The organism is Bacillus sp. FJAT-49711 (assembly GCF_018343715.1).
In the GTDB taxonomy this organism is placed as follows: Bacteria; Bacillota; Bacilli; order Bacillales; family Bacillaceae_C; genus Lederbergia.
The window spans coordinates 50,243-76,767 of the sequence record NZ_JAGYPL010000002.1 but is presented as its reverse complement, the minus strand read 5'-3'; the positions used below and the strand labels follow the sequence as shown (position 1 = coordinate 76,767).

At 38.2% G+C, this 26,525-nt stretch carries 33 protein-coding genes; 3 read left to right on the top strand and 30 right to left on the bottom strand.

The features are described 5' to 3' along the window. Positions 1–13 precede the first annotated feature (13 nt). Positions 14–1,054 carry an aminoglycoside phosphotransferase family protein gene (locus KHA96_RS08030; RefSeq protein ID WP_213128807.1) on the top strand — a complete coding sequence of 347 codons (1,041 nt, stop codon included), beginning with the start codon at positions 14–16 and terminating at the stop codon, positions 1,052–1,054. 340 nt (positions 1,055–1,394) lie between these two features. Here the strand turns inward: KHA96_RS08030 and KHA96_RS08025 are convergent, their stop codons facing one another. From KHA96_RS08025 to KHA96_RS07965, 13 genes are all read right to left on the bottom strand, one after another. After that, entirely contained in the window at positions 1,395–1,748 is a 354-nt protein-coding gene (locus tag KHA96_RS08025; protein WP_213128806.1) for a VOC family protein, read from the bottom strand. Positions 1,749–1,772: 24 nt separating this feature from the next. After that, positions 1,773–2,213 (bottom strand): NUDIX hydrolase, encoded by a 441-nt coding sequence (locus KHA96_RS08020; RefSeq protein ID WP_249315403.1) that lies wholly within the window; start codon positions 2,211–2,213, stop codon positions 1,773–1,775. Between the two features lie 24 nt (positions 2,214–2,237). Continuing rightward, complete coding sequence (locus KHA96_RS08015) at positions 2,238–2,798, bottom strand: DEAD/DEAH box helicase family protein (protein WP_213128805.1); 561 nt, start codon at positions 2,796–2,798, stop codon at positions 2,238–2,240. Positions 2,799–3,191: 393 nt separating this feature from the next. Next, entirely contained in the window at positions 3,192–3,812 is a 621-nt protein-coding gene (locus tag KHA96_RS08010; protein ID WP_213128804.1) for an NUDIX hydrolase, read from the bottom strand. 68 nt (positions 3,813–3,880) lie between these two features. Then, positions 3,881–4,234, bottom strand: a complete 354-nt coding sequence (locus KHA96_RS08005; protein ID WP_213128803.1) for a VOC family protein — start codon at positions 4,232–4,234, stop codon at positions 3,881–3,883. Positions 4,235–4,252: 18 nt separating this feature from the next. Further along, positions 4,253–5,014: a class I SAM-dependent methyltransferase gene (locus KHA96_RS08000; protein WP_213128802.1), complete on the bottom strand. Its 762-nt coding sequence runs from the start codon at positions 5,012–5,014 to the stop codon at positions 4,253–4,255. Beyond that, complete coding sequence (locus KHA96_RS07995) at positions 5,015–5,593, bottom strand: histidine phosphatase family protein (protein ID WP_213128801.1); 579 nt, start codon at positions 5,591–5,593, stop codon at positions 5,015–5,017. It abuts the gene before it with no gap. A 23-nt stretch (positions 5,594–5,616) separates the two neighbouring features. Then, positions 5,617–5,985: a VOC family protein gene (locus tag KHA96_RS07990; protein ID WP_213128800.1), complete on the bottom strand. Its 369-nt coding sequence runs from the start codon at positions 5,983–5,985 to the stop codon at positions 5,617–5,619. Next, positions 5,969–6,649 carry an HAD family hydrolase gene (locus KHA96_RS07985; RefSeq protein ID WP_213128799.1) on the bottom strand — a complete coding sequence of 227 codons (681 nt, stop codon included), beginning with the start codon at positions 6,647–6,649 and terminating at the stop codon, positions 5,969–5,971. Before KHA96_RS07985 ends, KHA96_RS07990 begins: the two co-directional genes overlap by 17 nt. 114 nt (positions 6,650–6,763) lie before the next feature. Further along, complete coding sequence (locus KHA96_RS07980) at positions 6,764–7,201, bottom strand: NUDIX hydrolase (RefSeq protein WP_213128798.1); 438 nt, start codon at positions 7,199–7,201, stop codon at positions 6,764–6,766. Continuing rightward, positions 7,194–7,814 carry a histidine phosphatase family protein gene (locus KHA96_RS07975; RefSeq protein WP_213128797.1) on the bottom strand — a complete coding sequence of 207 codons (621 nt, stop codon included), beginning with the start codon at positions 7,812–7,814 and terminating at the stop codon, positions 7,194–7,196. Before KHA96_RS07975 ends, KHA96_RS07980 begins: the two co-directional genes overlap by 8 nt. A 12-nt stretch (positions 7,815–7,826) precedes the next feature. Next, positions 7,827–8,018 carry a hypothetical protein gene (locus tag KHA96_RS07970; RefSeq protein ID WP_213128796.1) on the bottom strand — a complete coding sequence of 64 codons (192 nt, stop codon included), beginning with the start codon at positions 8,016–8,018 and terminating at the stop codon, positions 7,827–7,829. A gap of 231 nt (positions 8,019–8,249) precedes the next feature. Continuing rightward, complete coding sequence (locus KHA96_RS07965) at positions 8,250–8,735, bottom strand: NUDIX hydrolase (RefSeq protein ID WP_213128795.1); 486 nt, start codon at positions 8,733–8,735, stop codon at positions 8,250–8,252. A 131-nt stretch (positions 8,736–8,866) separates the two neighbouring features. Between KHA96_RS07965 and KHA96_RS07960 the strand changes: the two genes are divergently transcribed. Next, positions 8,867–10,576, top strand: a complete 1,710-nt coding sequence (locus KHA96_RS07960) for a hypothetical protein (RefSeq protein WP_213128794.1) — start codon at positions 8,867–8,869, stop codon at positions 10,574–10,576. A gap of 185 nt (positions 10,577–10,761) precedes the next feature. Here KHA96_RS07960 and KHA96_RS07955 read toward each other — a convergent pair whose 3' ends face one another. The 10 genes from KHA96_RS07955 to KHA96_RS07910 all read right to left on the bottom strand — a co-directional run bounded on the left by KHA96_RS07955 (position 10,762) and on the right by KHA96_RS07910 (position 19,443). After that, positions 10,762–11,115: an aspartyl-phosphate phosphatase Spo0E family protein gene (locus KHA96_RS07955; protein ID WP_249315402.1), complete on the bottom strand. Its 354-nt coding sequence runs from the start codon at positions 11,113–11,115 to the stop codon at positions 10,762–10,764. Between the two features lie 24 nt (positions 11,116–11,139). Next, the gene (locus tag KHA96_RS07950; RefSeq protein WP_213128793.1) at positions 11,140–12,882 is read right to left on the bottom strand and encodes a hypothetical protein; all 1,743 of its coding nucleotides are present in this window, start codon (positions 12,880–12,882) and stop codon (positions 11,140–11,142) included. Between the two features lie 213 nt (positions 12,883–13,095). Next, positions 13,096–14,094, bottom strand: coding sequence for an HAAS signaling domain-containing protein (locus tag KHA96_RS07945; RefSeq protein ID WP_213128792.1), 999 nt, complete (start codon positions 14,092–14,094; stop codon positions 13,096–13,098). Continuing rightward, positions 14,081–14,443 carry a PadR family transcriptional regulator gene (locus KHA96_RS07940; protein WP_213128791.1) on the bottom strand — a complete coding sequence of 121 codons (363 nt, stop codon included), beginning with the start codon at positions 14,441–14,443 and terminating at the stop codon, positions 14,081–14,083. Before KHA96_RS07940 ends, KHA96_RS07945 begins: the two co-directional genes overlap by 14 nt. A 189-nt stretch (positions 14,444–14,632) precedes the next feature. Then, the gene (locus KHA96_RS07935) at positions 14,633–15,817 is read right to left on the bottom strand and encodes an MFS transporter (RefSeq protein WP_213128790.1); all 1,185 of its coding nucleotides are present in this window, start codon (positions 15,815–15,817) and stop codon (positions 14,633–14,635) included. Positions 15,818–15,845: 28 nt separating this feature from the next. Then, on the bottom strand, positions 15,846–16,208 hold the full coding sequence (locus tag KHA96_RS07930; RefSeq protein WP_213128789.1) for a cyclophilin-like fold protein: 363 nt from the start codon (positions 16,206–16,208) through the stop codon (positions 15,846–15,848). An 82-nt stretch (positions 16,209–16,290) separates the two neighbouring features. Further along, positions 16,291–16,836, bottom strand: a complete 546-nt coding sequence (locus KHA96_RS07925; protein ID WP_213128788.1) for a TetR/AcrR family transcriptional regulator — start codon at positions 16,834–16,836, stop codon at positions 16,291–16,293. Positions 16,837–17,023: 187 nt separating this feature from the next. Then, positions 17,024–17,869, bottom strand: a complete 846-nt coding sequence (locus KHA96_RS07920; RefSeq protein ID WP_213128787.1) for an SDR family NAD(P)-dependent oxidoreductase — start codon at positions 17,867–17,869, stop codon at positions 17,024–17,026. Positions 17,870–17,930: 61 nt separating this feature from the next. Beyond that, complete coding sequence (locus KHA96_RS07915; protein ID WP_213128786.1) at positions 17,931–18,620, bottom strand: YczE/YyaS/YitT family protein; 690 nt, start codon at positions 18,618–18,620, stop codon at positions 17,931–17,933. 85 nt (positions 18,621–18,705) lie between these two features. Continuing rightward, positions 18,706–19,443, bottom strand: a complete 738-nt coding sequence (locus KHA96_RS07910) for an SDR family oxidoreductase (protein ID WP_213128785.1) — start codon at positions 19,441–19,443, stop codon at positions 18,706–18,708. Positions 19,444–19,595: 152 nt separating this feature from the next. On the opposite strand from KHA96_RS07910, the gene KHA96_RS07905 reads away from it, so the two are divergent. After that, positions 19,596–20,486, top strand: a complete 891-nt coding sequence (locus KHA96_RS07905) for a LysR family transcriptional regulator (RefSeq protein WP_213128784.1) — start codon at positions 19,596–19,598, stop codon at positions 20,484–20,486. 70 nt (positions 20,487–20,556) lie between these two features. On the opposite strand, the gene KHA96_RS07900 is transcribed toward KHA96_RS07905, so the two are convergent. The 7 genes from KHA96_RS07900 to KHA96_RS07870 form a co-directional block, all read right to left on the bottom strand. Beyond that, the gene (locus KHA96_RS07900) at positions 20,557–20,913 is read right to left on the bottom strand and encodes a Na+/H+ antiporter subunit G (protein ID WP_213128783.1); all 357 of its coding nucleotides are present in this window, start codon (positions 20,911–20,913) and stop codon (positions 20,557–20,559) included. Further along, positions 20,891–21,175, bottom strand: coding sequence for a Na(+)/H(+) antiporter subunit F1 (locus tag KHA96_RS07895; protein WP_213128782.1), 285 nt, complete (start codon positions 21,173–21,175; stop codon positions 20,891–20,893). Before KHA96_RS07895 ends, KHA96_RS07900 begins: the two co-directional genes overlap by 23 nt. Then, complete coding sequence (locus KHA96_RS07890) at positions 21,175–21,657, bottom strand: Na+/H+ antiporter subunit E (RefSeq protein WP_213128781.1); 483 nt, start codon at positions 21,655–21,657, stop codon at positions 21,175–21,177. The genes KHA96_RS07895 and KHA96_RS07890 overlap by 1 nt, the downstream gene beginning before the upstream one ends. A gap of 140 nt (positions 21,658–21,797) precedes the next feature. Beyond that, positions 21,798–23,288, bottom strand: a complete 1,491-nt coding sequence (locus tag KHA96_RS07885; RefSeq protein ID WP_213128780.1) for a Na+/H+ antiporter subunit D — start codon at positions 23,286–23,288, stop codon at positions 21,798–21,800. Further along, entirely contained in the window at positions 23,281–23,613 is a 333-nt protein-coding gene (locus tag KHA96_RS07880) for a Na(+)/H(+) antiporter subunit C (protein WP_213128779.1), read from the bottom strand. The genes KHA96_RS07885 and KHA96_RS07880 overlap by 8 nt, the downstream gene beginning before the upstream one ends. A gap of 5 nt (positions 23,614–23,618) precedes the next feature. After that, positions 23,619–24,041 carry a Na(+)/H(+) antiporter subunit B gene (locus KHA96_RS07875; protein ID WP_213128778.1) on the bottom strand — a complete coding sequence of 141 codons (423 nt, stop codon included), beginning with the start codon at positions 24,039–24,041 and terminating at the stop codon, positions 23,619–23,621. Continuing rightward, a complete protein-coding gene (locus KHA96_RS07870) occupies positions 24,028–26,427 on the bottom strand; it encodes a Na+/H+ antiporter subunit A (protein ID WP_213128777.1) in 2,400 nt (799 codons plus the stop codon). Before KHA96_RS07870 ends, KHA96_RS07875 begins: the two co-directional genes overlap by 14 nt. Positions 26,428–26,525: the final 98 nt, after the last annotated feature.

Sequence of the window (26,525 nt, the reverse complement as noted above, 5' to 3'; positions counted from 1 at the left end):
GAGGATACAAGAAATGAACAATCAAGTTGAAAAGATTATTAAGCCCGAAATACTGGCGCTTGCTTTGAGTAAAATGCTCGACAAGACGATAATCCGCGCAGATTATCAACTTAAAGAATTGCAGGGCGGGACAATTGGGGATGTTCGGCTTGTAACAGGCATGGTTGAAACTTCTGATGGTGAAAATCTGCCGTATAAAATAGTTTTGAAAACACAGAAAAAATTTGAGCGTTATGGTGATCCGGATTCATGGCGAAGGGAATACGATCTCTATGCGTCAGATTTTAAAAAAGTTTTTTCCGATTCGTTACGTTGGCCGGAGTGTTATTACGCCGAAATAAATGGCGATGAGATTCAGCTATGGATGGAATATATTGATGGTCTGTCAGGCTTAAATCTAACCTCAGAACTGTATGAACGTATAGCTAAGGAATTGGGGCAATTTCAAGGCAAGTTATACACTGAACGACCAAGCGCATTTCAAAATTTGTCCAATTTAAGCAAGGTTGAGTTCATGAAAAACTACTATCTGCGATATCGATCATGGAATGTTTTGTATGATTACATACGTTCCGATGACTGCGGTATCCCGAAGCACCTGTGTAAAATGCTCATAGACTTTGATAACAACGCGAATGAAATATTCAATCGAATCGAAAAGCTGCCACTAGTGCTTTGCCACAGAGATTTTTGGGTGGCAAACATATTCTATTCGGACAATAAAATCGTACTTATCGATTGGGATACCGCCGGGTGGGGGTACTTGGGAGAGGATATCGCGAGTTTAATAGCGGATGAAGCAGACGTCTGTCATATGGTTGAATACTACCAAAAATGCATTCCAGCGTATTACAGGGGTTTTTCGAAATATGCGGATGTGTCCCATATCTCCGATCATTGTATATATGAACTAATCCTTGCTATGTTCGGATACAGGCTTGTGGAGTGGTATAAATTCGCTGAGTCGCCCGAAGATAAATCTATGCACCTTCGTACCTTACAAAAAATTCATGAGATGAGAGACATAAAGATAGATATAACATTGAGTCATTAGATATAAACAGCTAGATGAAAATCTGTGATTTGTCTATTCAAGATGTAATTCAATTAATGGTCAATAAGGTACGTCTTGTCCGAAGTGAGGAACCCTCATAATTTCAATCACGAGGGTTCTTGACTAATTCAAAAATATTGTAACTAATGCTCATTTCGAAGCTAAAATAAATGCGTATTTACAACGTTAAGCTTTATGAAATCCTAATTTAGCAGGGTGTCATATGATTATTAGTTGTAAAAATGCAACTATTTTTGTGCTGCCTCATTTTTATAAGCAACGGGATTTTCAAGGGAAAGAAAACTACTGAAAGTAATCTGTAGTTAAGGAATGTTAAGTATTAGCAACGACACATCATAAGTTGGTTGCCATCAGGGTCGATAAAATTGAAATAATGATTGTGCTGAATTTCTGTTACGATTTCCACATCTGTACTCTTCAAATAATTGTATGCCTCTACAATGTCGTTTGTCTTAAATTGAACTAATGGCAGTTTAATGATGCGATCAGGCGAATATATTTTACTATCTAGGACGATATCTGGCCCCCCCATCGGCAATACATATAAGTGTCCGAACGGGATTTCACCATCATTTGGAACACCCAGCAGCTCGCAGTACCAATCGCGGGACTTTTCAATATTACTTACGGGAATAAAGATGCCTCCAAGTTCATTTAAAACAGGACTTTTCATAGACAACGCTCCTTTTTCACTATTCTATTTAATTAATTTTTCTTTAAAAGGTTCTATGTAACTGCGGTACTCTTTTAGCAAGCCTTCTGGCAATTGATCTAAATTAAAATATTGAAGATCAATTGACTCTGCTTTATTAATTTCAATAGTTCCTTGAACATCCCTTGTCATATAAACCGCAGAGACACAGTAAAGTTCGTCTTTATTTGGTAATTTGAAATAATAGTCAGGACCAGAAAATACACCGAGTAGTTTCAGTTCTCCTATGAGGAGGCCTGTCTCTTCCTTCACTTCACGCCTTGCTGTGTCTTCCAAACTTTCTTCTAATTCCATCAGGCCACCTGGCAAGCCCCAACCTCCATCGGTTCTATGCTGCAATAGCAACTCGTCTTTCTCGTTCATAATGAGGACAACAGACCCCGTGAGAATGAGTGGTCGATGACCTACCACTTTCCTCAATTCCATTACATAATCCAGTTTGATCACTCCTTATAATTCGAATCTCTCTTTTATCATTTTGGCGACTTGCTCTGCACTCAAATTAGTATTGTTGATTCTCATGTAATGTTCCCGATTTATTTCTCCTGGCAGCGAGTTCAATCTGTACATTTCCATTGATTCGAGTAAATCACGTTCAGACCACTCAATATTTCTCTTTGTAGGCTTTTGTTCAAGTCTGTTGGAGCTTTTATTCCGCTCTAGTCTTTCACCCACATGTGCCTCAAGCTCAACAAAATATACAGTGCCTCCCCTCGATTCGAAAATTCCGCAGATTTCATCGACGTACTCCATATCTTCCTTTACGTCAAACGCGCATACAAATGTAAAAATCAATCCCGATAAATCACTATTCGCTACCTCTTTAAAAATCTCCTCTCGAAAAAGCTTCACTAATCTTTTCCCAGCTGCTGTTCCATAACTAAAAAATGGGGTTACCATTTCGATCGTCATATGATTGTGAAAAAGTTTCAGATCCGTTATTTTCTCCAATTCTTGCCCCACTGTCATTTTTCCAACTGCCTGTGGCCCAACGATTAATACAAACTTCATAGATGACCCTCGTTTCTAATTCTTTTATGAGTTTTTCTAGTAATTGAATTTAATCAATGAATAATTGAACCGCTATGGATTTTCTATTAGACGCTTGGGTGTTTCTAATAGACGATTGCCCGGTTTTATTAGACGTTTCAGCCTCTCTATTAGACGTCATAACATTCTATTAGCCGATATGACAACTCTATTAGCCGTCGTGACATTTCTATTAGCCGTTATCACAACTCTATTAGCCGTCGTGACTTTCTATTAGCCGTTATCACAACTCTATTAGCCGTCGTGACTTTCTATTAGCCGTTATCACAACTCTATTAGCCGTCGTGACATTTCTATTAGCCAATAAGGCCTTTTAGTAGCCGTAAAGCCGATCTCTGAACGACCTCACTAGATTTATTGAAAACTCGCCCCATCTAAATAGGCAGCTATTCGCTCAGCTACATTTTTAAAATAAGTATCTTGATGTGGTACGAATTGGTCCTTGCCTATGTAACGACGAACAGGTTCCGATTTTAATAATTCCTCTACTAATATTTCTTCTATTTCTCCATAACAGAACTGATAAAAGTCATTAAAATTCGCTTTTACCATTCCAGAAACCTCTTCCACCTGCAAGTTAAACGTTAAGGGTTGTTTAGATTTATATAAAAAATTGTGTCCAAACTCGCAATCAATGAAATTTCCAGTTATGATCGTATTCTTAATAACACCTAGTGGGAGCAATTCATCCTTCTTCACATCAATGCCTAATTCTTCTTTGACTTCCCTAATCCCATCTTCAACCGTTTCGTGGGCAAGAATATGGCCCGCTGCCGTTATATCTAAAAGACTAGGAAAATCTGCTTTCTCATCGCTGCGAACTTGAAAGTAAATATAATTAATACCGTTCACTTTCTCGACGATCCAACATTGAAAGGTTTCGTGCCAATGTCCTTTTCGATGAACTTCCTGACGGCTTTCTTTCCCTATTAAGTTTCTATGTTCATCGTATATATTTAGAATTTCATTTTCCATGGCTTGCAGTCTCCTATTTATACTATCATTCCGCGTGCTGTAAAAAGTCCGGTTCCATTTTGCCTTCTTTACTTATCTAAAGACTCTAGTAATTCAACACTATTCCCATCTGGATCTATGACAACTGCACGTTTTCCCCAGGGACTCATTTTTGGTTCTGTGGTGATTTTTTTACCTTTTGATCTTAGAGCTTCAATCATGTTTTCCAGTTTTTCTACAGCAAAACCAATTCGAATCTTTTCAATTTGTTTCTCCGTAGAAGGATAAATTTCAAAAACGAGATGGTCTAATTCACACGCATAATGCTCCGGACCTTTGCCATGCTGTTCCTTTTTAAACTTGAGGCCAAGCTCCTTATAAAAAGAGACAGATGCCTCAAGATTATTAGATTTCAATACAATTAGATTTAAAGAAATATTCATTTAGAAAACCCCCTGTATTCATAACTTTTTCGCCAAACAGAACATCTCTGCAAATTCATTTACTATTCTTGTATGTGGATTCTGTTTTAGATCTTCTTTCATTTTCTCCAACCCTTTTCGGTACTCATCATCATTGATTAATGTTAAGACTGAAATATCCCGATTTTCTGCGTAAACGAGGTAGTCCGCTGCCTTTACTTCCTCCATCCGATAGGCAATCTTTACGTTTACTTCAAAGCCTCTTTTTACAAGCTCTTTAAAAATAAGCTTCTTATCCCAATATCTTTTTATGTCTTCCTCATATGCAGAAGGAAAGTAATGATAAACCCACCATTGAGGCATATCGTGAATACAAATATTATGTAATTTATACACCCCGTCTTTTAAAAGCACACGATGTATTTCATCAATTGCTTCATTCTTTTTAGTAAAGTGATGGAAGGCATAATTATTTGAGATAAAGTCAAAAGTATCGGATGGATATGGCATATCCTCTGCAAGCCCAGGCGTAAAAGAGACTTGACGCACTTTTTCCTTCGCTTTTTCCAACATCTCCGCGGAGGCATCAAGTCCATACCAATGAATATGATGATCTTTAAATGCTCCTACCTGTTTTTCAAGATAAAGACCTGTACCACAAGCTAAATCGAGTATGTTATAAGACGATTTTTCTATTTTGTCTATGTATGCTTTAATGTCAGCATCAACTTGAACCTCGCTTATCCTAAATGGATTTCGATCGTATCGTTCTGCTATCTTTGAATAATCCGTCAACTTCACTTACAGCACCTTCTTTTTTAGTAAATAAGTTGTAGCAGCCCAGTGCTTAGAGCTTGTTCTCCTTGCTCCAGTCCATCCTAGCTTTTTAAGTTCTTTTGCAATCAGCATATTGAAAAATCCGTGTCCAACTAAAACAACATTTTCATATTCCTTTGCACATTTCACTAATAATATTGCAGCCTGTTCCGCTCTTTTTTTCGCTTCCGTTAATGATTCACAACCATTAGAGTAACCACTGAACCATAAACACCGTAATACAATTGCCCAAGTACTTGCTTTTACCTTTAATCTCCCTAATTTTCTAAAGGGAATAGGTAATTCTGTTTCACGAAACAAGGGATTTGAAATCATTTGTATATTAGAATTTAAGAGCTTCGCAGATTCTACGGACCGGGTCAAATCGCTCGTCATCACCAATTTCGCTGCGGCTATTTTTTCAAGGGTTTCCAAAGGGTATGATTTTTCTTCAAACACTCCGGAATTATCATAGTTTTGTACCCAATTTTTAAACTCCCGGCTAGTTATAAGCTTATTATCGGACCACTGGGATTTTCCATGTCTTACTAATGATATTTCCATTGCTAGTCTCCTATTGTCCTAAATCAAATCCATTCCAAAATTTCAATTCGATTTCCGAACGGATCCGCAACGTAAAACCTTTTCGCTCCAGGTAGTTTGTTGTCTTCAATAATTTCAACCTCATGTTCTAAAAGATGTTGTTTCAATTCCTCGATCTTTTCCACCTCGAAGGCTGGATGTGCTTTTTTCGTTGCTGAAAAAGGGTCTTCTATACCAATATGTAATTGCACATTTCCATAGGCAAACCAAACGCCGCCATTCTTTTTTAGTGCTTCGGGTTTTTCAATTTCTTCAAATCCTAAAATTCCTTTAAAAAATCGTCTTGCCTCTTCTTCGCTGCCTTTTGGCGCTGCTAGTTGAATATGATCGATTGCTTTAAATGTATAGGCCATGCCCTTCATTCCTTTTCTTCACAATTTTTATTAATTCTAGTAAATCATCAATGATATAATCCGCATCTACTTGCCGCCACGCAGCATCTTTTTTCCACACTCCGATCATACCCGCGTTTTGAGCGCCTTTTACATCGTTTTTCGGATGATCACCCACATACATACATTCTTGTGGCAGTACTTTGAGTCGGCTTGCTGCTTTCTTAAAGATTTCGGGATCAGGCTTTTTCATCCCTTCCCATTCAGAAATAAGGATTTCGTCAAAGTAATGTTCGATTCCTAAAGCTTTGATGTTGTCCAACTGAAACTGGCCAAATCCATTTGTAATCATTCCGAGACGAAAGTCTTTTTTTAGTGATTCCAGTAGTTGGGTCAGATTGAGAAAAGGTACACAATAATGTTTAAATTCATTTATGTAATCCTGTAGCAAAGCTTCCCAAGTAATGTTTTGGATGGGAAATTCCTCGACCATTTGCTGATACACTTTATCCTTCCAAACATATCCTCTACAATCCAACTCTATGAATCTGGAAATATATGTTTCATGTGGAACATTTCCGACATAGGCTATTAACCGCTTATATTGCGCACGAATAAATTTCTCGACGGAGGCATCCCGATCGAGCAGCGTACCATCTAAATCAAAAATAATCGCCTTCATCATGTTGAAATCACCCCATTTTCCTCTCGATAATAAGATAGTTGTATTTAATAATGGCTGCCTATTTCCTGTCGATAGTTAAGAACTTTTTCATCTATTCTCCTTACGTTTGTACAACTAAAAATGCTTTTCAAAAAATTCTTTCGTGTCGAGATAAGTTAATCTTTTCAAAACATCTTCTTTTGCCACAAATATTATTTCATCGATTTCATTGTCCAAGGGCTTTAAACAACTTGGATTGCCTACAAATTCAAGATGGAACATCGTTGTCTCTTGACGGTCATATCCAATTTTTTCTCGCAAGTCAGTCGGAAATTCGAAGCAGATTTTTTCAACAAATTGTTTAATAAAAGCATAGCTTGAAGAGCCCGTTTCTTCTTCCAGCTCTCTTATCATCGCTATTTTCAAATCCTCATGATTCTCTACTCCACCTTTTACAAAATCCCATTCTCCCTGAATATCCTCCTTAACTCCTCCTGCATTGATTTTTACTTTATGCACGAGCAAAAATTGTGGACCGTGGGACACAACTGCTCCAACCGCTCTCCTATTCATTTGACTCTCCCCAATGCGATACATCACCTTCCATCATGACTCTAACTTCATTTCCATCAAACTCAATCATAGTGAGACTCGTATCATGAATATATGGCGGATCCCACAAATTCTCCATCGGAAGCTTTTTAAAATAGGCAAGTAATACTTTTATTACAGCGGTATGGGTAACAATCAGAACGTTCCCGCTCTCGTTCGATTGCTTTATGCCGTCGATTGCTTTTAAAACTCTTTCCTGTAAATCTATAAATTGCTCTCCTTTCGTCGGCACATACAAATGAGGAGTATTCCAAAAGGCATGAAAATTACTAGCATCATTTTCCTCTAAAAAGACTCTCGTTTTCCCTTCCCAATCTCCCATATGAATTTCTCTTAAATTTTCATCAAAAAGAATAGGGATATCTCGATTTCCACGAATGAGCGCTGACGTCGATTGCGTGCGTTTACTTGGGCTGGAATAGATCGCTTGGAAATCTACATCTTTAAGCCTTTCGCCCAATAACTTCGCATTTCGAATGCCATTTTTCGTTAATTCCGAGTCTCCCCAACCTTGCATCCGACTTTGCACATTCCATTCTGTTTCGCCGTGTCTTGTAATATAGAACGTTAACACTTTTCTCCACCCCTATAAATGATGTATTCTCCTCGTCTCCAGTACTTGATCTTTAAATTGATTGGCATTATGAATATTATGTTTTAAAGCATCCCGGACCGTCGCTTTTCCGTCCTGATGAATGAGCACTCTATCTAACGATTTTCGTAAACTGCTGCAAAGATAAGCAATATACTCTCTCAAAATAGTTTTACTATGCTCCATGTTTTTATTAAAGGTAAACTTCACTCCTGTATCGGCCAACGTGTACCTGTCAATTTGAAAATAATATAAATCGCATTCAATAATATGGTGGGCATTTCACGTATCTACCATTTATCTTCTGCTCTTTTCTTATCCATATCACTGTCATTTAGACCTGATAAAGCTTCTACCAATTCTTCGGCATTTCGTTGTATTGTTTTATCAGTTCAGCATCTTTCACACCATCAATCCTCACGGAACTTTCCACTTTTCATATCGCTCCACACCTATGCCAAGCTCTTTCGTATTGAGCCAATGTACAGCCTTCATAACTAGAGGAGAAGCATTTTCTAAACTCAGATCACTTTTCGAGACCCATAAAGCCCCTAATGAATCTTGTCCCGGAAATGGATCCGGCTGCACAAGTGATCCTCCTACAACCGAAACTGTGTAAAAAACGGCGATATGATGAACATGGGTAAATCCTTTCCAATCCCAAGGCAGCAGGAAGTCGGCAACTCCAACACTTTCCAACACTTTTATAGCAAAACCTGTCTCTTCTAAAACTTCTCTTTGAACACATTCTACTAGACTCTCACCATTTTCCAGACTACCACCCGGCAAATCAAATCTATTTTTATATGGGCCTCTTCCCTTATGGATGACTAGCAATTGATCATCGTTGCAGCAAATTCCGTACACCCCAAATGCTCTATGATAATTTTCTTTTGCCATCATGACCTCTCCTCAAAAATCTCATAAATACATATTCTCTATTCCTTGTAAAAAGCCTTTTTCAGAGTGAATTCAGATTCCTTCAAATATGTGATTGACTACCGATATAAAAGTGAAATAATAGAATTGAACATATGTCAGAAAAGAAAGACAGGGTGGACAGCTTGATTGAACTAGCATTAAGAAAGATCGTAAAGCAAGTAAAAAATGCAAACCCGCAAACCCGTTACGAAGCCCTTGGAAAACTGTATGAGTACAAACAACAAGATGGTTTAGAAGTTCAAATGGATGTGCTGAAAGAGTTAATTAAAACGGCTGCTTCTCCATTTCCTGAACGTGTCGATCATTGGGATAATCCTTCTTTCTATCTCATCGATTTTGTATGTGATTTTCCAATGCCGGAAGTCGTTGAAGTTCTTATCAAGCATTTTGATGGGTTCGATGTGCATGCGAAAGAACGTGCCATTGAATTTTTGTTATTAACTGAAGATGAAGAAGTGTTTTATTTTCTTGAAGATAAGATTGTCCAGTTAATGGATACCGAAGAATACAATATTCCGATTAATGAGCTGTCTTCCTACCCGATGCTCACAAAAGGAATTCTTGACGCTACTTTGGACAAGCTTCATTCCAGCCATTATAAATACATGATCTATGATTTAATCCTTTCTCTTAATACATCTGGCATGGAGCAAGTCTATAAAAAGGATATCGTACTCTCTACTTTACTTACAGATTATGAATCTGTTAAACAAGAATACTTAAAATTTAATGCGGATTATTCCACGAAATACGTGTATACCGCTTGGAAAGATAGCTACTTAATCGTTCGAAATAAAATGAGGCTTTTCATTAATTTAATGAAATATTACTTTTCACAAGACATTGCCGAAGAACTTAATGAAGCCTTGCATTTCAACGATCCATTAATTAAGACGGAAGCATTGCTCGTATGTATCGCTAAAAGCCTTCCTTATCCAGAAAGCTTGTTGTTAGAATGCGCCGAGCATATAGAAAGTGCTGAAATGACGTATTGGGAATTGGTCGATAAAAATGTGGAACATCTTTATCCCATTAAGGAAGGGAAACAACCGTTTTTAGCAAAAACAAGACTTTTTTACACCATCACCAATACTCCTGAAAGTGATGATGTTATTCATTATCCCGAAGACATTCAAATCGTTGATCAAATTGAATCAGAAAACAAATATGGACAGCCCATTCGTTTTTATTTAATGAAATTCAAAGAGCTTCAAACAGAGTATATCGGCTGGGTTGGCGGTTATGCGCTAGAAGCCGGGGATGATGCGGCAAATTTATGGGACGGAACGTACTCTGATTTTGTTGAATTTGAGTCTGCCAGCATTGAAAAGCATAAGCAAGATTTTTACGAAAAAAGAAAAGAAGAAGAGTTAGAGCATGGAAACAGCGTATATTTTGAAAGTTCTCCTAAACTTAGTAAGGGAGCTTGGTTCTTTGTAGCTCTTCTGATTGCCCATTGGTTTAGACAATTAGTATCAGGATTCGATGGCTCTATCCTGTTTTCCCTATTCTTTACCATAGTCGGAGGAGGATTATGCCTATACGAAATAATTCAAAATAAAAAACGAAAAATTTCTATTATCGGAGACCAGCTAATCAAGCTAGATGGCTCCAAGCAAAATAGTATTTTCCTTCACGACATAAGAAAGGTAGAGTACAACAAAAAACATATTTTCATTTATAACAATGGGCAAGAACTAGCTCTTAAGTTCCCGCTTCGATGGGTTCGTTATGAAATATTCTCTCATTTTATAAACGAGCATACCGTGCATTTAAAAAGTCGTCCGTTTATACAATCATAATCTTGAAAAGACGGAAAATTTAATGAGTCTTGATTTTCATTAGACAACATAACAAAGCCTGGAAATACATGTACCATTTTCCAGGCAACTCACTCACTATCTTCCACGGACTACGTCTTTGAAATTTAGAATCCTCCAATTGGGGTTGTCATTTGCTGAAAATACCTATGACAAACAATCTCTAATCATTTTAATTGGGAATATTGATTCAATAATGCATCAAGCTTTTGGCTTAGATTGAGTGTTTCGGGATTATTTAACCCTTTAGCCAAACCGATAGTGACCATTTCCTGTCTTACTTTGATAATCTTCAACTCCAGGATCCTCTCAATGTTATTGATGTTGTCCCCTACCGCGATTGGAACTTCGCTGTATACTCTATACTTAAGAAGGAATGACCTTTCCTGTTTATTAATACGCCCTACCTTTTTTCTTCGCAGGCCTTTATTTTGGATCATTGTCGTTTTTAGATTAGATAACGCTTCGCTGCATACACTAGACGGTAATTCAAATACTGCTTCAGCTCTTTTTTTATGCATTCGCTCCACCTTCTCCTCATTTTTTTATGGTAAGAAGAAGGCTTGCTTCGGCGGATTCACAGGTGGCTCTTTGTTCCACTTAGTCCGCAGTATTTTTACTTTAGACAAAGCTTTATTCGTCATTTGATTTGATATATAGCTTATTACATCCAATTTCCCAGCAAACATGTCTCCCAGGCCCGTATTGGTCAAGGAATTTCCGGATAAACTTGAGATGCCCGGCCCGGAAAATAAAGACAGCGGCATAACAGCTTTTGATACATAAAGGCTGCCTTTTAGCTTTAACTTATTTTCTTCTGGATTTAAGGAGGCTGCAGCAACATCTGTCTTTATAGGATTATTTAAAACTTGCTTGTTTCCCGCATCCAGTAATTTCTGAATGACAATCCCAAAGGAATCATCAACTGGTTTGTATGATGAAATTTCCTCTTTCGAAACTTCACCAAGAACAGGAGAATCCCCATCCTGTTCAATCTTGTTCATATCGATGATATTCTTCGGTGGATATACATCTGAATCTATGGATGCTACTGGTTCAACTGTTTCTTCAATCGACGAAACTCCATTTTCAAAATTCTTTTGCTTTTCATTTGTGACAGACTGTTCCGGTTGCACCGATTCACTTGGTGATTCACTCGGTGACTCACTTGGCGATTCAATCAGATTTTCTTCTATTACTACCTCATTCTCCGGACGTTCCGAGCCAATCGGTTCTTGAGAATTTTTTACAGGCTGTTTCGATATCTTTGGATTTAGAACAGTGAAAATTGGCTTGTCTACCCCTATGTGAATATCTGCATCGCCAAGAATAGGTGTATCCTTTGTCTCAACATCAAGAAGGCCAGTTTTTTTCCTGTCGGTTTTCATTACATCCACTTTGATATTTCCAACTACAGTTTCTTTTAACTCAATGGATAAAAGCTCTTCCTTACAGTTACTGCGATTCTCTCCTTCGCAGCCATCATGCTTAGCTACTCCCGCTTTCACTTCCCCAATAAGTGGGTTTTCCAAATTAACCTTCACTAAGCTGCTTTTTAACGAGCGATATGTATCTGTATTGTCATCCTGCTTTTCCAATACATCAACTTTTGCATTTCCTAAAATCTGATTATCCAGCTCCACTGCAATCAAGCTCTTCTTGTTCTGATTGTCAGTGTCTGTTTTTTTCTTTTTATTGTCCAATACACTAACTTTTAAAGAACCTAGCAAAGCAGAATCGGCAATTTCAATATCAATCAGGTGGGATGTATCCTTCTCTTTTTCCTTGCTATTGCCCAAAAGCGACAATTTTATGTCATTTGTTAAGGGTTTAAGCGATCTTTCATCGAATTGAAGTTCAAAGAGTGATGTGTTTTTAGAACGCGTATCATCTACAGGAGATTCTTCGATAGATTGTTTTTCAGCTTCTGCTTCAACAGGTTCCTCCTCCAGCTCAACCATTTCTTCAGGCAGCTGAGAATCGACTGGCACATTGAAAATTTGTTTATCAGCCCTTTCATCCTGATCAGTTGATTTCACTAAGTCAGACTTAGACCTTTGAGCTTTTTCATTGAAATCATCTGAGATGAAAAGTGTCTGTACTTCTTCTATAACGACTATACTTTCAAGATTATCAATATCGCTAAGATTTGGAATCCGCTGCTTTTCACCGGAATCACGAAAAAGGTTCCTTGTTTTTTCCTGATTATGTTCGCTTGCTTGAATAGAAGGTGAATAAGCCAACATCATTAATGCGAATCCCAAAAGAAATATAAAAGTTCTCTTCATCTCTTTTCACCTCCTTTCCAATAGTAAATGAACTCTGTCTCTCTTTTTTTTACATTTTATCGAATTTACTGGAAATTTCCAACATTTAAATACCATTTTCACCCAACTATTTTAAGAAATATAAAAAGAGAACTTTTAAAGAGGTACTTGCAATCAGCAAATACTTATTAGAAAGTTCTCTACCTAATAAACGCAAACGTTTTTTATATGATCTTATGCCAATTTTCGCATCTTAAAAATTCCGCTTACAATATCCCACACCAAACCGATGATAAGAGAAATCACAAACAATCTAGTCGAGATGTTCCAAATAGTTTCGATTGTTTTGAACGTTTCATTGCCGACCGATATATTATAGACTTGCGACAATTCCAGCATAAAGTTTGGATTCCAAAATGAAGCCATGGTAATCATTAATAGGACTACCGCCAACGAAATCGCATTTATGACAATCGTATATAACATAAATTTTTTCGTCCACCGTTCATATACGAGCTTTAACGCTTCTTTTAAAATCCCCAATCCTAATATAAAAATGATCCCCGGCATGGATGTTAAAATAGTTTCTTTATTTAAAAATGGAATTACTGCAGATAACTCACCATCTTTTAAAGCAAAGATCCCAAAATATTTACTTGAAAACATCATGAAAAGCAAAACTAAAAACACGATACCAGCAATCGGTTCAAAACGTTTGATCTGTCTTTTTGAATCTGGCAAAGGTGGAAGGTCAGCTAATTTCCAAGCTTTTTGAAGTTTTTGTTCATTGATGCCTCCAAAATACTCTATAAAGCCAAACACTAGTGTAACCCAGCCAACTCCTTGTGGAATGGCGACCGTCACTAATGACACAATAAAACTTACAAAATGATCGATTACATGAACCGGATCCATATACACTTTAATGACAAATACAACACTCATGGCCGCAACCATTGAGATTATGGATATTTTCAATACCGTCATATATGGATCAAAAAATACGGGCCCGATAATATACTTATTTTTACCTCCGTACTGCCTCGCCAATTTCCTAGGTTCACCCAATTCCAACAAAACTTCTTCGATATGCGCTTTCGTTACTTCATCTTCTCCAACACGATCATCAAGCATATCTGCTATCAAGCCTCGAAGTTCTTTTTCAACATCCTCCCGCTGCGATTGCGGCAGCCTTCGGGTAACTGCATAAATATACCTTTCAATCAACTCCATCCCCATCATCCCCTTTTTGGTTGATTAAGTGGTCTAAACTTTTCACAATACCTTCCCATTCGATGCATAAAAGTTTAAAAACCTCTTTTCCCGTTTCGCTTAATAAATAATATTTCCTTGGGCGGGCCTCATCTGTATCCCACTCGCTCACCAATAAGCCTTGCTTCTCCAATCTCCTCAGAAGCGGATAAAGGGTTCCCGGTTCGACCTGTATGCCCTTATCTCCGAGCATCTTAACGAGTGAGTAGCCGTATTGAGGCTCCGATAACTGACTGAGAACACCGATTGTAATCGTCCCTCTCCGTAATTCCAGCATTAATTTTTCTATATGTTCGCTAGCATCCTTCATATGATCAACTCCTAATTTCATTATAGTGTATGCCACACACTATTGTAAATGATACAATAATATAATTTTTATATTAAAAATTGTTCTGTTCCTATGGTAAAAATACTGGAAATAAAAAAACGCACAGATTTATCAATCCATGCGGTGGAAATTTTCCTATAAAGTTGGATTCTTTAATTTTAAAGAACACTAAACTAATTTCTTGTCTAAGCGACTATTTCGCGCACTGCTATACATGTAATTCCTTATCAAAATAAATACCACACTCAAAATTAACGATAAAAATCCTACTAATACGACGTATTGTGTACCTATTTCTGATATAAATAATCCACCTACGGCCGCCCCAAATGTTGTTCCTAAGTTAGCGGATGTTAAAAATAACCCATTTGCAAAATCAGGGGCTTGAGGAGCAGAAGATATAATCCAATATTGATTTATATTAGCTCCAATTCCAGCTATAATACCCCAAATTAATGTAATGATAGCCATAGGCATGGTTAGATGACCAAATAAGAATAATATGATGTAAACGACTCCTAATGCAAAAGGAAATATGACTACAGATTTGTTCGCATTCTTTGTAAGCAGCCTACCTGCCACAATGTTTCCAATAATATTGGCCCCACCATATATAAATAACATTAAACTAATTGTATTCGGAGACATGTTCGTAACCGTTTTAAGATATTCAGCAAGATAACTATACACGCCAAATACGGCAGAATTTAATAAGATAACCGCGGCGATAGAAAGCCAAGTAATGGATCCTTTTAATACGGATAATTGGGCTCCGTAAGACAGCCTTTCCCCTACAGGCATTGATGGTACAAAAATCAATGTAGCAATAAATACAAGGGCATTTACAATAGCAAAGAAGGCCATCGCCATTTCAAATGAAACAACATTATTAATAAAACTCACGATTGGTACACCAACTACCATCCCCGCGGATACCCCAATAAATACTTTAGCAACAGCTTTTGGGGCTTCTTCTTTACTTACTGAGGATGCAGCTACTGTAAAGGCCAATGAACAATATATTGGATGAAAAAAGGCAGGAATTACACGAGCTATTAGCGCAATAGTGAAGTTCGTTGTAAATATGGACACAATGTTTCCTATAACGAAAATACCAAGAACGAGCAGCATCACCTTCTTGCGATTGATCCCCGAAAAAAATAGCGGCATAGTTGGACCAGATACTGCAACAGCAAGGGCAAAAAGACTTACGAGCATTCCCGCTTTTGATACACTGACTTGAAAGTGATCCGCAATGGAAGGCAGGATGCCAATTACACCCATTTCTGTATTAATAATTCCGAACACACCTATGGTGACTATAAATATGAGTAATTTGTTTTGTTTAGCCAAAAAATAATATTCCTCCTACTGTTTCCCTCTAATCAATTTTTTCAATTTCAACTGTAAAATTGCCATGCACACTTTCAAGCTTCTCTATGCCAGATTCAATCTTTCCTAATTTAATAAGTCCATTCGAATACCCGAAATCCTTATAAAATATAGCAAGATTTCCCCAAGGAGCATAATATGTGAAATCGCCAACTGAAGGAATACACCCTGGTGGTGCTTTTTCTATAGATAGCTTTTTTGGTAAATAAGCTATTTTTTCAGTTTTGGCATAATCCTCGATTGTTATCGTTAACGGCAGCTGCGCTAAAAAATCTCTGCTTGTTGGATTATCGTACATATTCACCATTACTACCTCTTTGTTAAACGTCAATTTAACTGTTATTTCTTCCATTATCTAAACCTCCACTACCAACTCAATTTTCTTTCCTGTCCCAATACTCATATAAGCAATCTATGAAAAAGCTCCATTTTGCTTAAAAATTTCTTTCCATTAAAATCCCTACTTGTTCAGCCATGACATATGGAGAATAAGGCATTTTATTCTTGACCCACCATTCTACTATTCCAAAATAGGAAGACATGACAAATTGAAGAGTAATCTCTTCATTAATTCCTCTATTTTTTCCTACATTAACATTGAGTATATTCTTGAATTCTTCTTCGAGAAACTTACAGAAATGAGTACAAAAATAATCTGGTCCATTACTTGCTAACATTGTAGAGAAGAATAAGTAATGATCTTTGATATATTCAAACCAAACTTTATTTGCTTCGAAAAAGTCTATTTCAGATGCTGTTTCATATAAGTCCCGCATTTCTTCCATATGTTCTTTAATAAGATGATCAAGAAGATCAAGTTTATCTGAGTAATTAGAATAGATCGTGCTGCGGCTTACATTGGCCATATCGGAAATATCACTCATTGTAATGTCATCAAAATGCTTTTCAGATATCAACTCAAGAAAAGCCATTTTTATTTCTTCTTGTGATTTTAATCTTCTTCTATCTATATTGGACATTGAATAACTGCACTCTAACGTATTATGTGGTATGAGCATCAATCTGAATAGGCGTGCGTCTCGTATATTAATTTTAACTTTTTTTGTAAAAAATAACTGCCCTGCAAACAATTATGTTTGGGGCAGCGACAATATCGATTTGCTACAAGGTTTTTTCTAATGCAGCCCTAGACGCTAGCAAACGTATCTATGCTTCATCGTACGCCATAGACACCGAAAGCTCGCGGTAAGCATCGATTTGCTTCCGAAGTTCAGAAATTTTCTGCTCAGCAAGGTCGACGGCATCAGCACCCGCAATGAAACGGCTCGGCGGATGTTCCTCACTTGTAATCTTAATGAGTGCCTGAGATAGCCTTTTAGGGTCTCCCGCTTGCTTGCCATTATGATGAATAAAAAAATCTTGAAACTCTATTCTACGCTCTTTGTATTCCTCAATAGACGGCTCGGCAAAGGTCGTCGATTCATTCGTGAGCAGTTCTGTACGGAAAAATCCTGGATTAACGATGGTGGTATGGATGCCAAAAGGCTCAACTTCAGGCTGCAGAGATTCCATCCAGCCCTCAAGACCGAACTTTGAAGCGGCGTAGGCGGTATTGAACTCAAACCCTTGGAGACCCGCACCCGACGAGACGGCAAGAATATGGCCAGAACGCTGCTTTCTCATTATTGGCAGGACCGCACGTGTGACATTCATCGGGCCGATAAGGTTCGTAGCGAGTTGCTCCTCAACTTGCTCAGGTGTAAATTCTTCAAAGTAGCCTCCATAGAAAGAGCCTGCGTTATTAATCAATATATCAATGCGGCCAAACCGGGCAACTGCTTCATCTACGGCAGCTACTGCATCGGTATTGCTAGTCACATCTAATTTTTGGATCAGGAGATTTTCATCGTTGCCAAGAACTTCGGCTATCCTTTCCGTATTACGCCCAGTGGCGATGACTTGGTTACCTGCTGAAAGCGCAGATTTTACGAAATCAACGCCCATTCCACGTCCAGCACCTGTGATAAACCAAACTTTCTTTTTATCGTTCATATTTTTCCCCTCCCGAATTCACCTTCAAAGTTATTTTTCTTTAACTTGTCATTTTTCCATCTTACACCGCTTTTACTGAATTCTTATTTGCATCTATTTTTTCTACTTCTTCATTTGTAAGACCTAACTTCCTGAAGACTGGTTGAATTCTTTTCATAAAGTAACCCATCAATGGGGCTAGAGTTAGCATTCCAATAATGGTTCCTTCTCTTATGGTTAGTTGTAATGAAAAGCCAAAGGTAAGGAGAATGACAAGAAGGATACATACAATATCAATCCCTTGTCTTACTAAAACAAAATTCCATTTTGTTTTTTTAGCTAAAGCCATACAAAAACCTTCTAATGCAAAAGTTACAACATCTAATGCCATTACGGCCCCTATTGCAAAAGCCAATATGATCAAGGCAACGAGTAACAATATCAGTTTCACTATATAATGATCAAAGATGAAAGATCCTAAAACGTCATAAAAAATGAAATTTATAACAATACCAATTAGTATGCTCATAGGAACTTGCAACAGATGTCTGAAATTAAAATCCTTTCTAAGAAGAATCCATTGGCCTAACACAAACGAACAATTTAAAATCATTCCGACAGTTCCTACTTTAATTCCGGATAAAAAAGAAATAGATTGTGTTAATGCATCAAAACCCATGACTCCAATGGCAGCTTTTAAGGTTAAGGATGCACCTATCCCGATAATGATCATTAATATTGATAGTAGAAAGATTCTTTTCAGTAGCTTCACTCTTTATTCTCCTTAAAAAATAGTAATATCCACTATCTAGAATCTACATTATTTAATGAAAAAGTTTCTATGTTAGCAATATCTATTAAAATTCTTTTCCTGTTGGAAGAATGACGATTTCACTTACCGTAACAGTATCAGGCGTACTAATAGCATAGGCAACTGCATCCGCTATATCACTTGATTTTAAACCAATGGCACGTTGTAGCTTCTCTATCCATTCACGCCTCTCTAAGTCATTAATCGTTAGATGCAGTTCGGTGTCTACCGTTCCTGGAGAAATAAGCGTGCTGCGAATATTGTTTTCGCGTTCCTCTTGGCGCAACCCTTCCATGATTGCACGAACCGCAAACTTCGTTCCACAATAAACAGCTCCTCCCGGAAAAACTACATGTCCCGCTTCGGAGGCAGTTGTGACAATCTGGCCAGATTGCTGCTTTTTCATGACAGGCAGCACTGCAGCTATTCCATTTAAAACTCCCATAATATTAATATCCACCACTTGTTGCCAGTCATCTGGGCCAGCCTCTGAAAGCGTAGCTTGCGGCATGATTCCGGCGTTATTAAAAAGCACATCTACACGGCCATATTTTTCAACTGCTAAATCAACAACCGCTTGAACATCATCTTTATTCGTAACATCCGCAACAGCATATGAAATGGTGGCATTCGGCAATGACTTGACAAGCGCTTGCAAACGTTTTTCTCGACGAGCTGCAATAACTAATGTTGCTCCTTCTTGAGCAAGTTTTTTCGTAGTTGCTTCACCAATTCCACTTGAGGCGCCCATAATCACTACAACTTTATCTTGTATGGCAGACATACTCAATAACCCTCTTTCCTACCGTTGTTTCACCCTTTACTATTCATTCTAGCTATACTGTTTGCATATAGCTAATACTTATATCTTATATCTAGATATGCTTGATAAGCATATCTATAATTTATATACTAAAATAAAGGGAGGAATTAAAAGTGGAATTTAGAGTATTGCGGTATTTTCTTACAGTTGCAAGAGAAGGGAGCATTACGAAGGCCGCTGATTTTTTGCATGTTACACAGCCAACCTTATCAAGACAGGTAAAAGACCTTGAACAAGAGTTAGGAAAGAAACTTTTTATTCGTAGTAGCCACAGTATCATTCTTACAGATGAAGGAATGCTTCTGCGAAAGAGAGCAGAAGAAATCATTGATATGGTCGATAAATTAGAAGCAGAATTTGGTTCCATGGAAGATACAATAAGTGGTGATATTTACATAGGCGGCGGGGAAACAGATGCCATGAAAAAGATTGCAAGGGTAGTAAAGGATTTGCAATTAAGGTATCCAAATATAAAGTATCACCTTTACAGTGGAAATGAGGAAGATGTGACTGAACGGCTCGACAAAGGATTTCTTGATTTTGTTATATTAATTCAACCAGCTGATTTATCCAAATACAATTATATCAATATCCCTGCCAAAGATGTTTGGGGCGTTGTCATGCGGAAGGACAGTCCCCTTGCTTTGAAGGATACTATTGAAGCAGCGGATTTATTAAAAGTTCCGCTTATCTGTTCACGTCAAGCTATGAAACAGACATTTTCTAAAAATGAATTTGCAGATTGGTTTGGTGAAGATTTCGATAAATTAAACGTTGTAACAACATACAATCTTGCCTATAATGCGGCCATTATGGTTGAAGAGGGCATTGGTTATGCCATAACCCTCGATAAAATAGTGAATACGTCTAGTGATAGTAATCTTTGTTTTAAGCCGCTTTCGCCAAGACTTGAATCTAGCTTAAATATTGTTTGGAAAAAACACCAAGTTTTTTCTGCTGCAGCCGAGATGTTTTTAACTGAAATTCAGGAAAAGTTTTCATAAAAATAACCTTGAAAAGACCACAAAAGGGCTTCCTCATATTAACGGCAGCCCTTAATTATAAAAATCTTTACTAATTTTCTTTTTCCAACACCGGCTTTAACTCATCCTCAATCGTCGAATCCGCTAACTTCACCTTCGAACGATAAGCCGCTCTAATAATAAGATGTCCAGAAACCGGAGCCGTAATAAAGACAAAGAGGATTCCTGAGATTACACGTACGCTTATGAAGGCGTCGCTAAACCAAATATAAATAAATGCTCCTGAAAGGGCCAATAATACGGCAAGCGTTGAGCTTTTCGTCGCGGCATGTGCCCGCGTGTACACGTCTGGAAAGCGAATAATGCCAATGGCACTGATGACACTAAAGATGCTTCCAACTAAGATGAGGAATGCCCCGATAAATTCACCGATCTCGTTTACGCTCAATGATAACTCCCCTCTCTATGAATTTTGAGAGTGCAATCGTACTGATAAATGCTAATATCCCTAAAATAAGGATGACTTCTAAGTAGGCTTTTGTGTTCAGCAAAATGGAGATAGCGGCAATAGCAGATATGAGATTGACTCCGATCATATCCATCGCAATGACACGATCCGGGATAGATGGACCACGAATAATACGATATAGCGATATGACGATGGCTAAAGCAAACATAGTAAGGGAAATCTTCAACATCACTTCAATCATTATCGAGTCACCTCCATTATCGCTTTTTCAAACCTTCCTAAGGATCGAATCAGGTCGCCTTTATACCGTTCAATATCGAGTGCATGAACATAAAATATATTGCCTTCAGGTGAAACTTCCATAACGACTGACCCAGGTGTTAATGTCAGAAGCATCGCAAGCGTCGTCACTTCCCAGTCGCTTTTCAAGGAAGTTTCATACGTGAAAATACCAGGCTTAATATCAATTTCTTTGCTTAAAATATGCTTCAACACGACATAGGCAGACTTAAACAGCTCTTGTATAAAAATGAGAATTAGTTTTAGCACATAATAAAAACGATGTAAGTAAAATTGCTTTCCAAAAAATCGCTGCATGAGAAAAATAATAAAAATTCCGACGAGAAACCCTTCAAAAAAAGTAGGAAATCTCATTACATCTTCGTCATTCAATACCATCCATAGAAAAGCTATAAATAAATTCAACAGAAACTGAGCTGGCATTAACCATCACCTCTATTTCTAGCCTTAATCTCGGCTTTCCTGTCGATCGTTCCAGTTTTACAGGTTATCAATCGGGATTACTAGCGGTCGCACCGGAGTGATTGGCCGTCACACCCCGTTTACAGGCTGTCCTACCGCGGTTACTGACCGATCCCTTTTCCTAATATAGCCTCCACGTATACATTAGGATTCATCAACGTATTTGCAGCATCCTTCACATAAGCAGCCAATACTTCAGCGCCTAGCCCCAATCCGATTGAAATAGCTGTAAGGATTACACAAGGGATGAGCAAACTTTTTTTCACTGGTATTTGCTCATCTTCACTAATAATGGTTTCTCCCCAAAAACAGTTCTTGAATATTTTCAGCAATGAATATAGAACGAATATACTCGATAGTAATGCAAGTGCAAGCAGAACATAATTTCCTCCCCCAGCAGCCCCTTGTCCAACTAAAACTTTCCCGATAAAGCCGCTTAGTGGCGGAATGCCAGCAAGTGCCAACATCACAATAAAGAATAGCCACCCTAGTAGAGGATAATTTCGAATAAGCCCGCTCATTCTATCAATCTTCGCGGTTCCCGTAAGAGCCACCATTGTTCCTGCTAGTAAAAACAAGACCGCTTTAACAATCATGTCGTGAATTAAATAATAGATCGATCCTTCCACAGCAATTGGTGTCGCCACGGCAAGTCCCACCAATATGAAGCCTACTGCGATGACCACATTATAGGAAACAATCTGGCGGATGTCTTTATAGGCGACTGCCCCTAGGCTTCCACCTATCATTGTGATCCCTGCCATGACCCCTATCAATGTATGAGTGATTTGTGGCTCATGATAGAAAAGTAGAGTGAACATGCGGAAGATCGCATAAATGCCTACCTTCGTCAACAATGCACCAAATAATGCCGCCACTGCTGTTGGTGGTACGCTATATGAACCAGGAAGCCAAAAGTATAGCAATAAACCCGCCTTTAAACCGAATACAAGCAAAAACAAAATGCTAATCACTGTTAATAAAGGTGTTTGTCCGGCCTCAGCAATTCGAGCCGAAAGATGAGCCATATTTAACGTTCCTACCGCTCCATATAAATAAGCAATAGCAACTAAAAATAACCAAGAAGAAACGACATTGATGACGACATATTTTATCGATTCCTTAAATTGCGGTTTAGTTCCTCCAAGTGTAATTAACGCGTATGAAGCCAACAACATGACTTCAAAACAAACATATAGGTTAAAAAGATCACCTGTCAAAAACGAACCGTTGACGCCTGCTACCATAAATAAAACAAAAGGGTAAAAGAACATTTTTTCCCGCGCTTCCCCAATCGATTGAAACGCGTAGAGCAAACAAATCCCGGTAACGACACTGGCCGTCAAAACTAAAAGCATTGAAAAAGAATCGCCGACAAAGAGAATGCCAAAAGGCGGCTGCCAATTTCCAAAATCAAGACGGAGGATTCCGTTCATTTGAATCAACTCTAATATATAGATGCTTAAACCCGCAACGACAGACATTGCTGCGAAACTAATCCATCTTTGCAAGTGAACGTGCGACCTTAGAAAAATAAGAATAATACCCGCGAGCAGCGGTATGACCATCGGCAGTACAAGGATATTATTCATCTTTCAACCCTCTTGCCAGCTGCGAAAGTTCGTTTTCTTGGTATGTTCGATAAGCCAATACGAGGAGAAAGGCCGTTACAGCAAAACTGATGACTATAGATGTTAAAATCAATGCTTGTGGAAGAGCATCCGTGTATATGCCGTTTCCTTCCCCAATAACAGGTACGCCGCCTTTTTTCAATCCACCCATCGTCATTAATAATAAATGTGCAGCATGAGATAATATAGCTGTTCCTAAAATAACCCGCAAAACCCCTTTGGAAAGAATTAAATAGGTGGCGACCGTCACCAATACTCCCGCCAAAATGATGATTAATGTTTCCATATTCGTTACACATCCTCGCTAATACTCGAAATAATCGTTACGACAACCCCCACGACTGCTAGTGCCACTCCTGCCTCAAATAAAGTGACAGTCGATAATGCTGTTTTTCCTACTATTGGAAGATTGGCGTAAGAATGCGTCTGACTTAAAAAAGGAACATCAAAAAAGATCGCGGTCAACCCCGTTCCTAATACGATAAATCCACCTGTAGCAGCAACTTTTTTAAAATCTAATGGGATACCATTCGCGATCGTTTCAATATCAAAAGCAAGACAAAGCAGCACAAATGCGGAGGCAAGAATTAGACCGCCGATAAAACCACCACCAGGACTATTATGGCCTGATATAAATAAGTAAATGGCCATCGTCAAGATGATAAATACGGCAATTCTAGTGACCGTTTGTAAAATCACATCATTGATTTTCAATATTTTCGTCCCCCTTCCTTGCCTTTAGCTTGATCAATGTGTAAACTCCAATTCCACCAATAAAGAGAACAATAACTTCAAGCATCGTATCGAATGCGCGGAAATCACCTAATATCGCATTGACGATATTGTTTGCACCAGCAAGTTCATATGCATTTTCAAAATAAGCTGAAATGGTCTCAAATAGCTTGCCGCTGTGAACAGAAAGCGCGACTGACACGAAAATAATACCGACTAGAATAGAAACTATTAGATTCATACGTTTCGTTTTTTGCGGTGAATTTTCCTTTTCCTGTTTCGGCAAAAAATAAAAACAGAGTAGGAACAAGGCAGTTGTTACGGTTTCGACGACTAACTGAGTGAGAGCTAAATCTGGTGCCCGGAATAAAACAAATAGCAGCGCAATCGAATACCCAAGAACGCCATTTAACAAAATAGCTGTGATCCGAGATTTGGCAAAAATAATTGCAATCCCAGCTGTCAGCATCGCGAATACAATCAATATTTCATATATACTAATCGGGGCATTATTAGATAGGTCGAAAGTGAAAGCATCCGTAAATATGAAGATTCCTCCAACAGATGCGATTAGAAATAGAAAAATATAAACTAAATAATCTCGAAGTGAACCAGTCATATAAAGTGTTGTTATCCTAAAACCACGCACTTCCATTTGTTCAAGAGTAGAATTATATAATTGATCAAATGTCCATTTGCTTGGAGGAAAATAAAGACTTTTCCTGCGGCGTATAATTTGAAAAATAATTATCCCTACAACCACTACTCCGATTGTCATGAATAATGCTGGATTAAATCCATGCCATAAAGATATCGGCTTCGTCATCTCATCCAATGGAAAGGAAGGAAAAATACTTGCTAAACCAGGGCGTAGTAAATAATCTCCAAGTACATTTGGGAATATAAAAATACCGACAATTAAGGAGCCTAAGATGATAGGCGATACGAGCATGCCAATCTTCGCTTCATGAGCTCCATGCTCCAGCTTTTCAGGATGATATGGTCCTAAGAATGTTTTAAATACGATAATCATACAATAAACGAATGTTAAAACACTTGCGATCCAAGCAACTATTGGAAATAGCAAACCTAAGGAATGTACAGAAAAAATAGAAGACTGGCTCACATTTACAACCGCTTCAAAGAACATTTCCTTACTTAAAAAACCGTTAAATGGAGGCAGGCCAGCCATCGAAAAGCTCCCAATCAAAGCAATCGTAAACGATACAGGCATAAATGCCATTAAGCCGCCTAACCTTCGTATATCCCTTGTCCCGACTTCATGGTCGACAATTCCTACGACCATGAAAAGTGCCCCTTTAAATGTCGAGTGGTTGACAAGGTGGAAAAGAGCTGCAAATGAAGCTTGTGTATAGATAATAGAATTTTCACTTACCCCTAATTGGTGAGCGATGGACCCAATTCCAAATAAACTCATAATCAGTCCTAATTGGCTGATCGTGGAATAAGCGAGCAACGCTTTTAAATCAATTTGGCGGACGGCATTAAACGATCCCCAAAATAAAGTGATTAATCCTATACTGCTGACGAGCCAAAACCACACTTCACTGCTTCCGAAAACAGGAGTAAAACGAGCCACTAAGTAAATACCTGCTTTTACCATAGTCGCTGAATGGAGATAAGCACTGACAGGAGTCGGCGCTTCCATCGCGTCTGGAAGCCAAATATGAAATGGATATTGCGCTGACTTCGTAAAAGCGCCAATGAGCAGCAATATTAATGCGGGAATAAATAGTTCATGGTTCGTATCAATGGATGATATAATCTCGCGAACACTCATCGTATCGGTTATAAGATAAATCATGAAAAAGCTCGTCAGCATTGCCATCCCGCCGCCAAACGTGATGAGCAGAGCCTTTTGTGCACCATAGCGGGACTTTTTCCGATGGTACCAGAATGCAATCAGCAAGAAGGATGAAATGCTCGTTAATTCCCAAAACACATATAAAACCATTAAGTTGTCGGAAAAAACGACCCCGAGCATGGCACCCATAAATAAAAGCAAGTACGTATAAAAATGATGTAGAGATTCTTTTGCGGATAAATAATAGATGGAATAAAGGATGACGAGACTTCCGATACCTGTGATCAAAAGTCCAAAAATAATACTGAGCCCATCTACATATGTTGTGAAATGAATGCCATAAGAAGGGATCCATTGAACAGTATGTAAAAATGTTTTTCCTTCTGCTACGGCAGGAATAAAACGGGCAAGGGCAATAAATAAGGCGGTCGGTACAATCAACACGAACCAACCGATATGTATACGGGGCAATTTTTTATACAAAAATGGAATGAAGATGGCAGCCAGAAATGGAACCATGATTGCCAGCTGTATCGATACCAATATAATAATAACCTCCCTTGATCTTAAGGTTGCAGCGGCTTACTTATTTGTAGGGGTTGACTCCTATGCCAACTAACGGGATAATAAGAGACCATAAC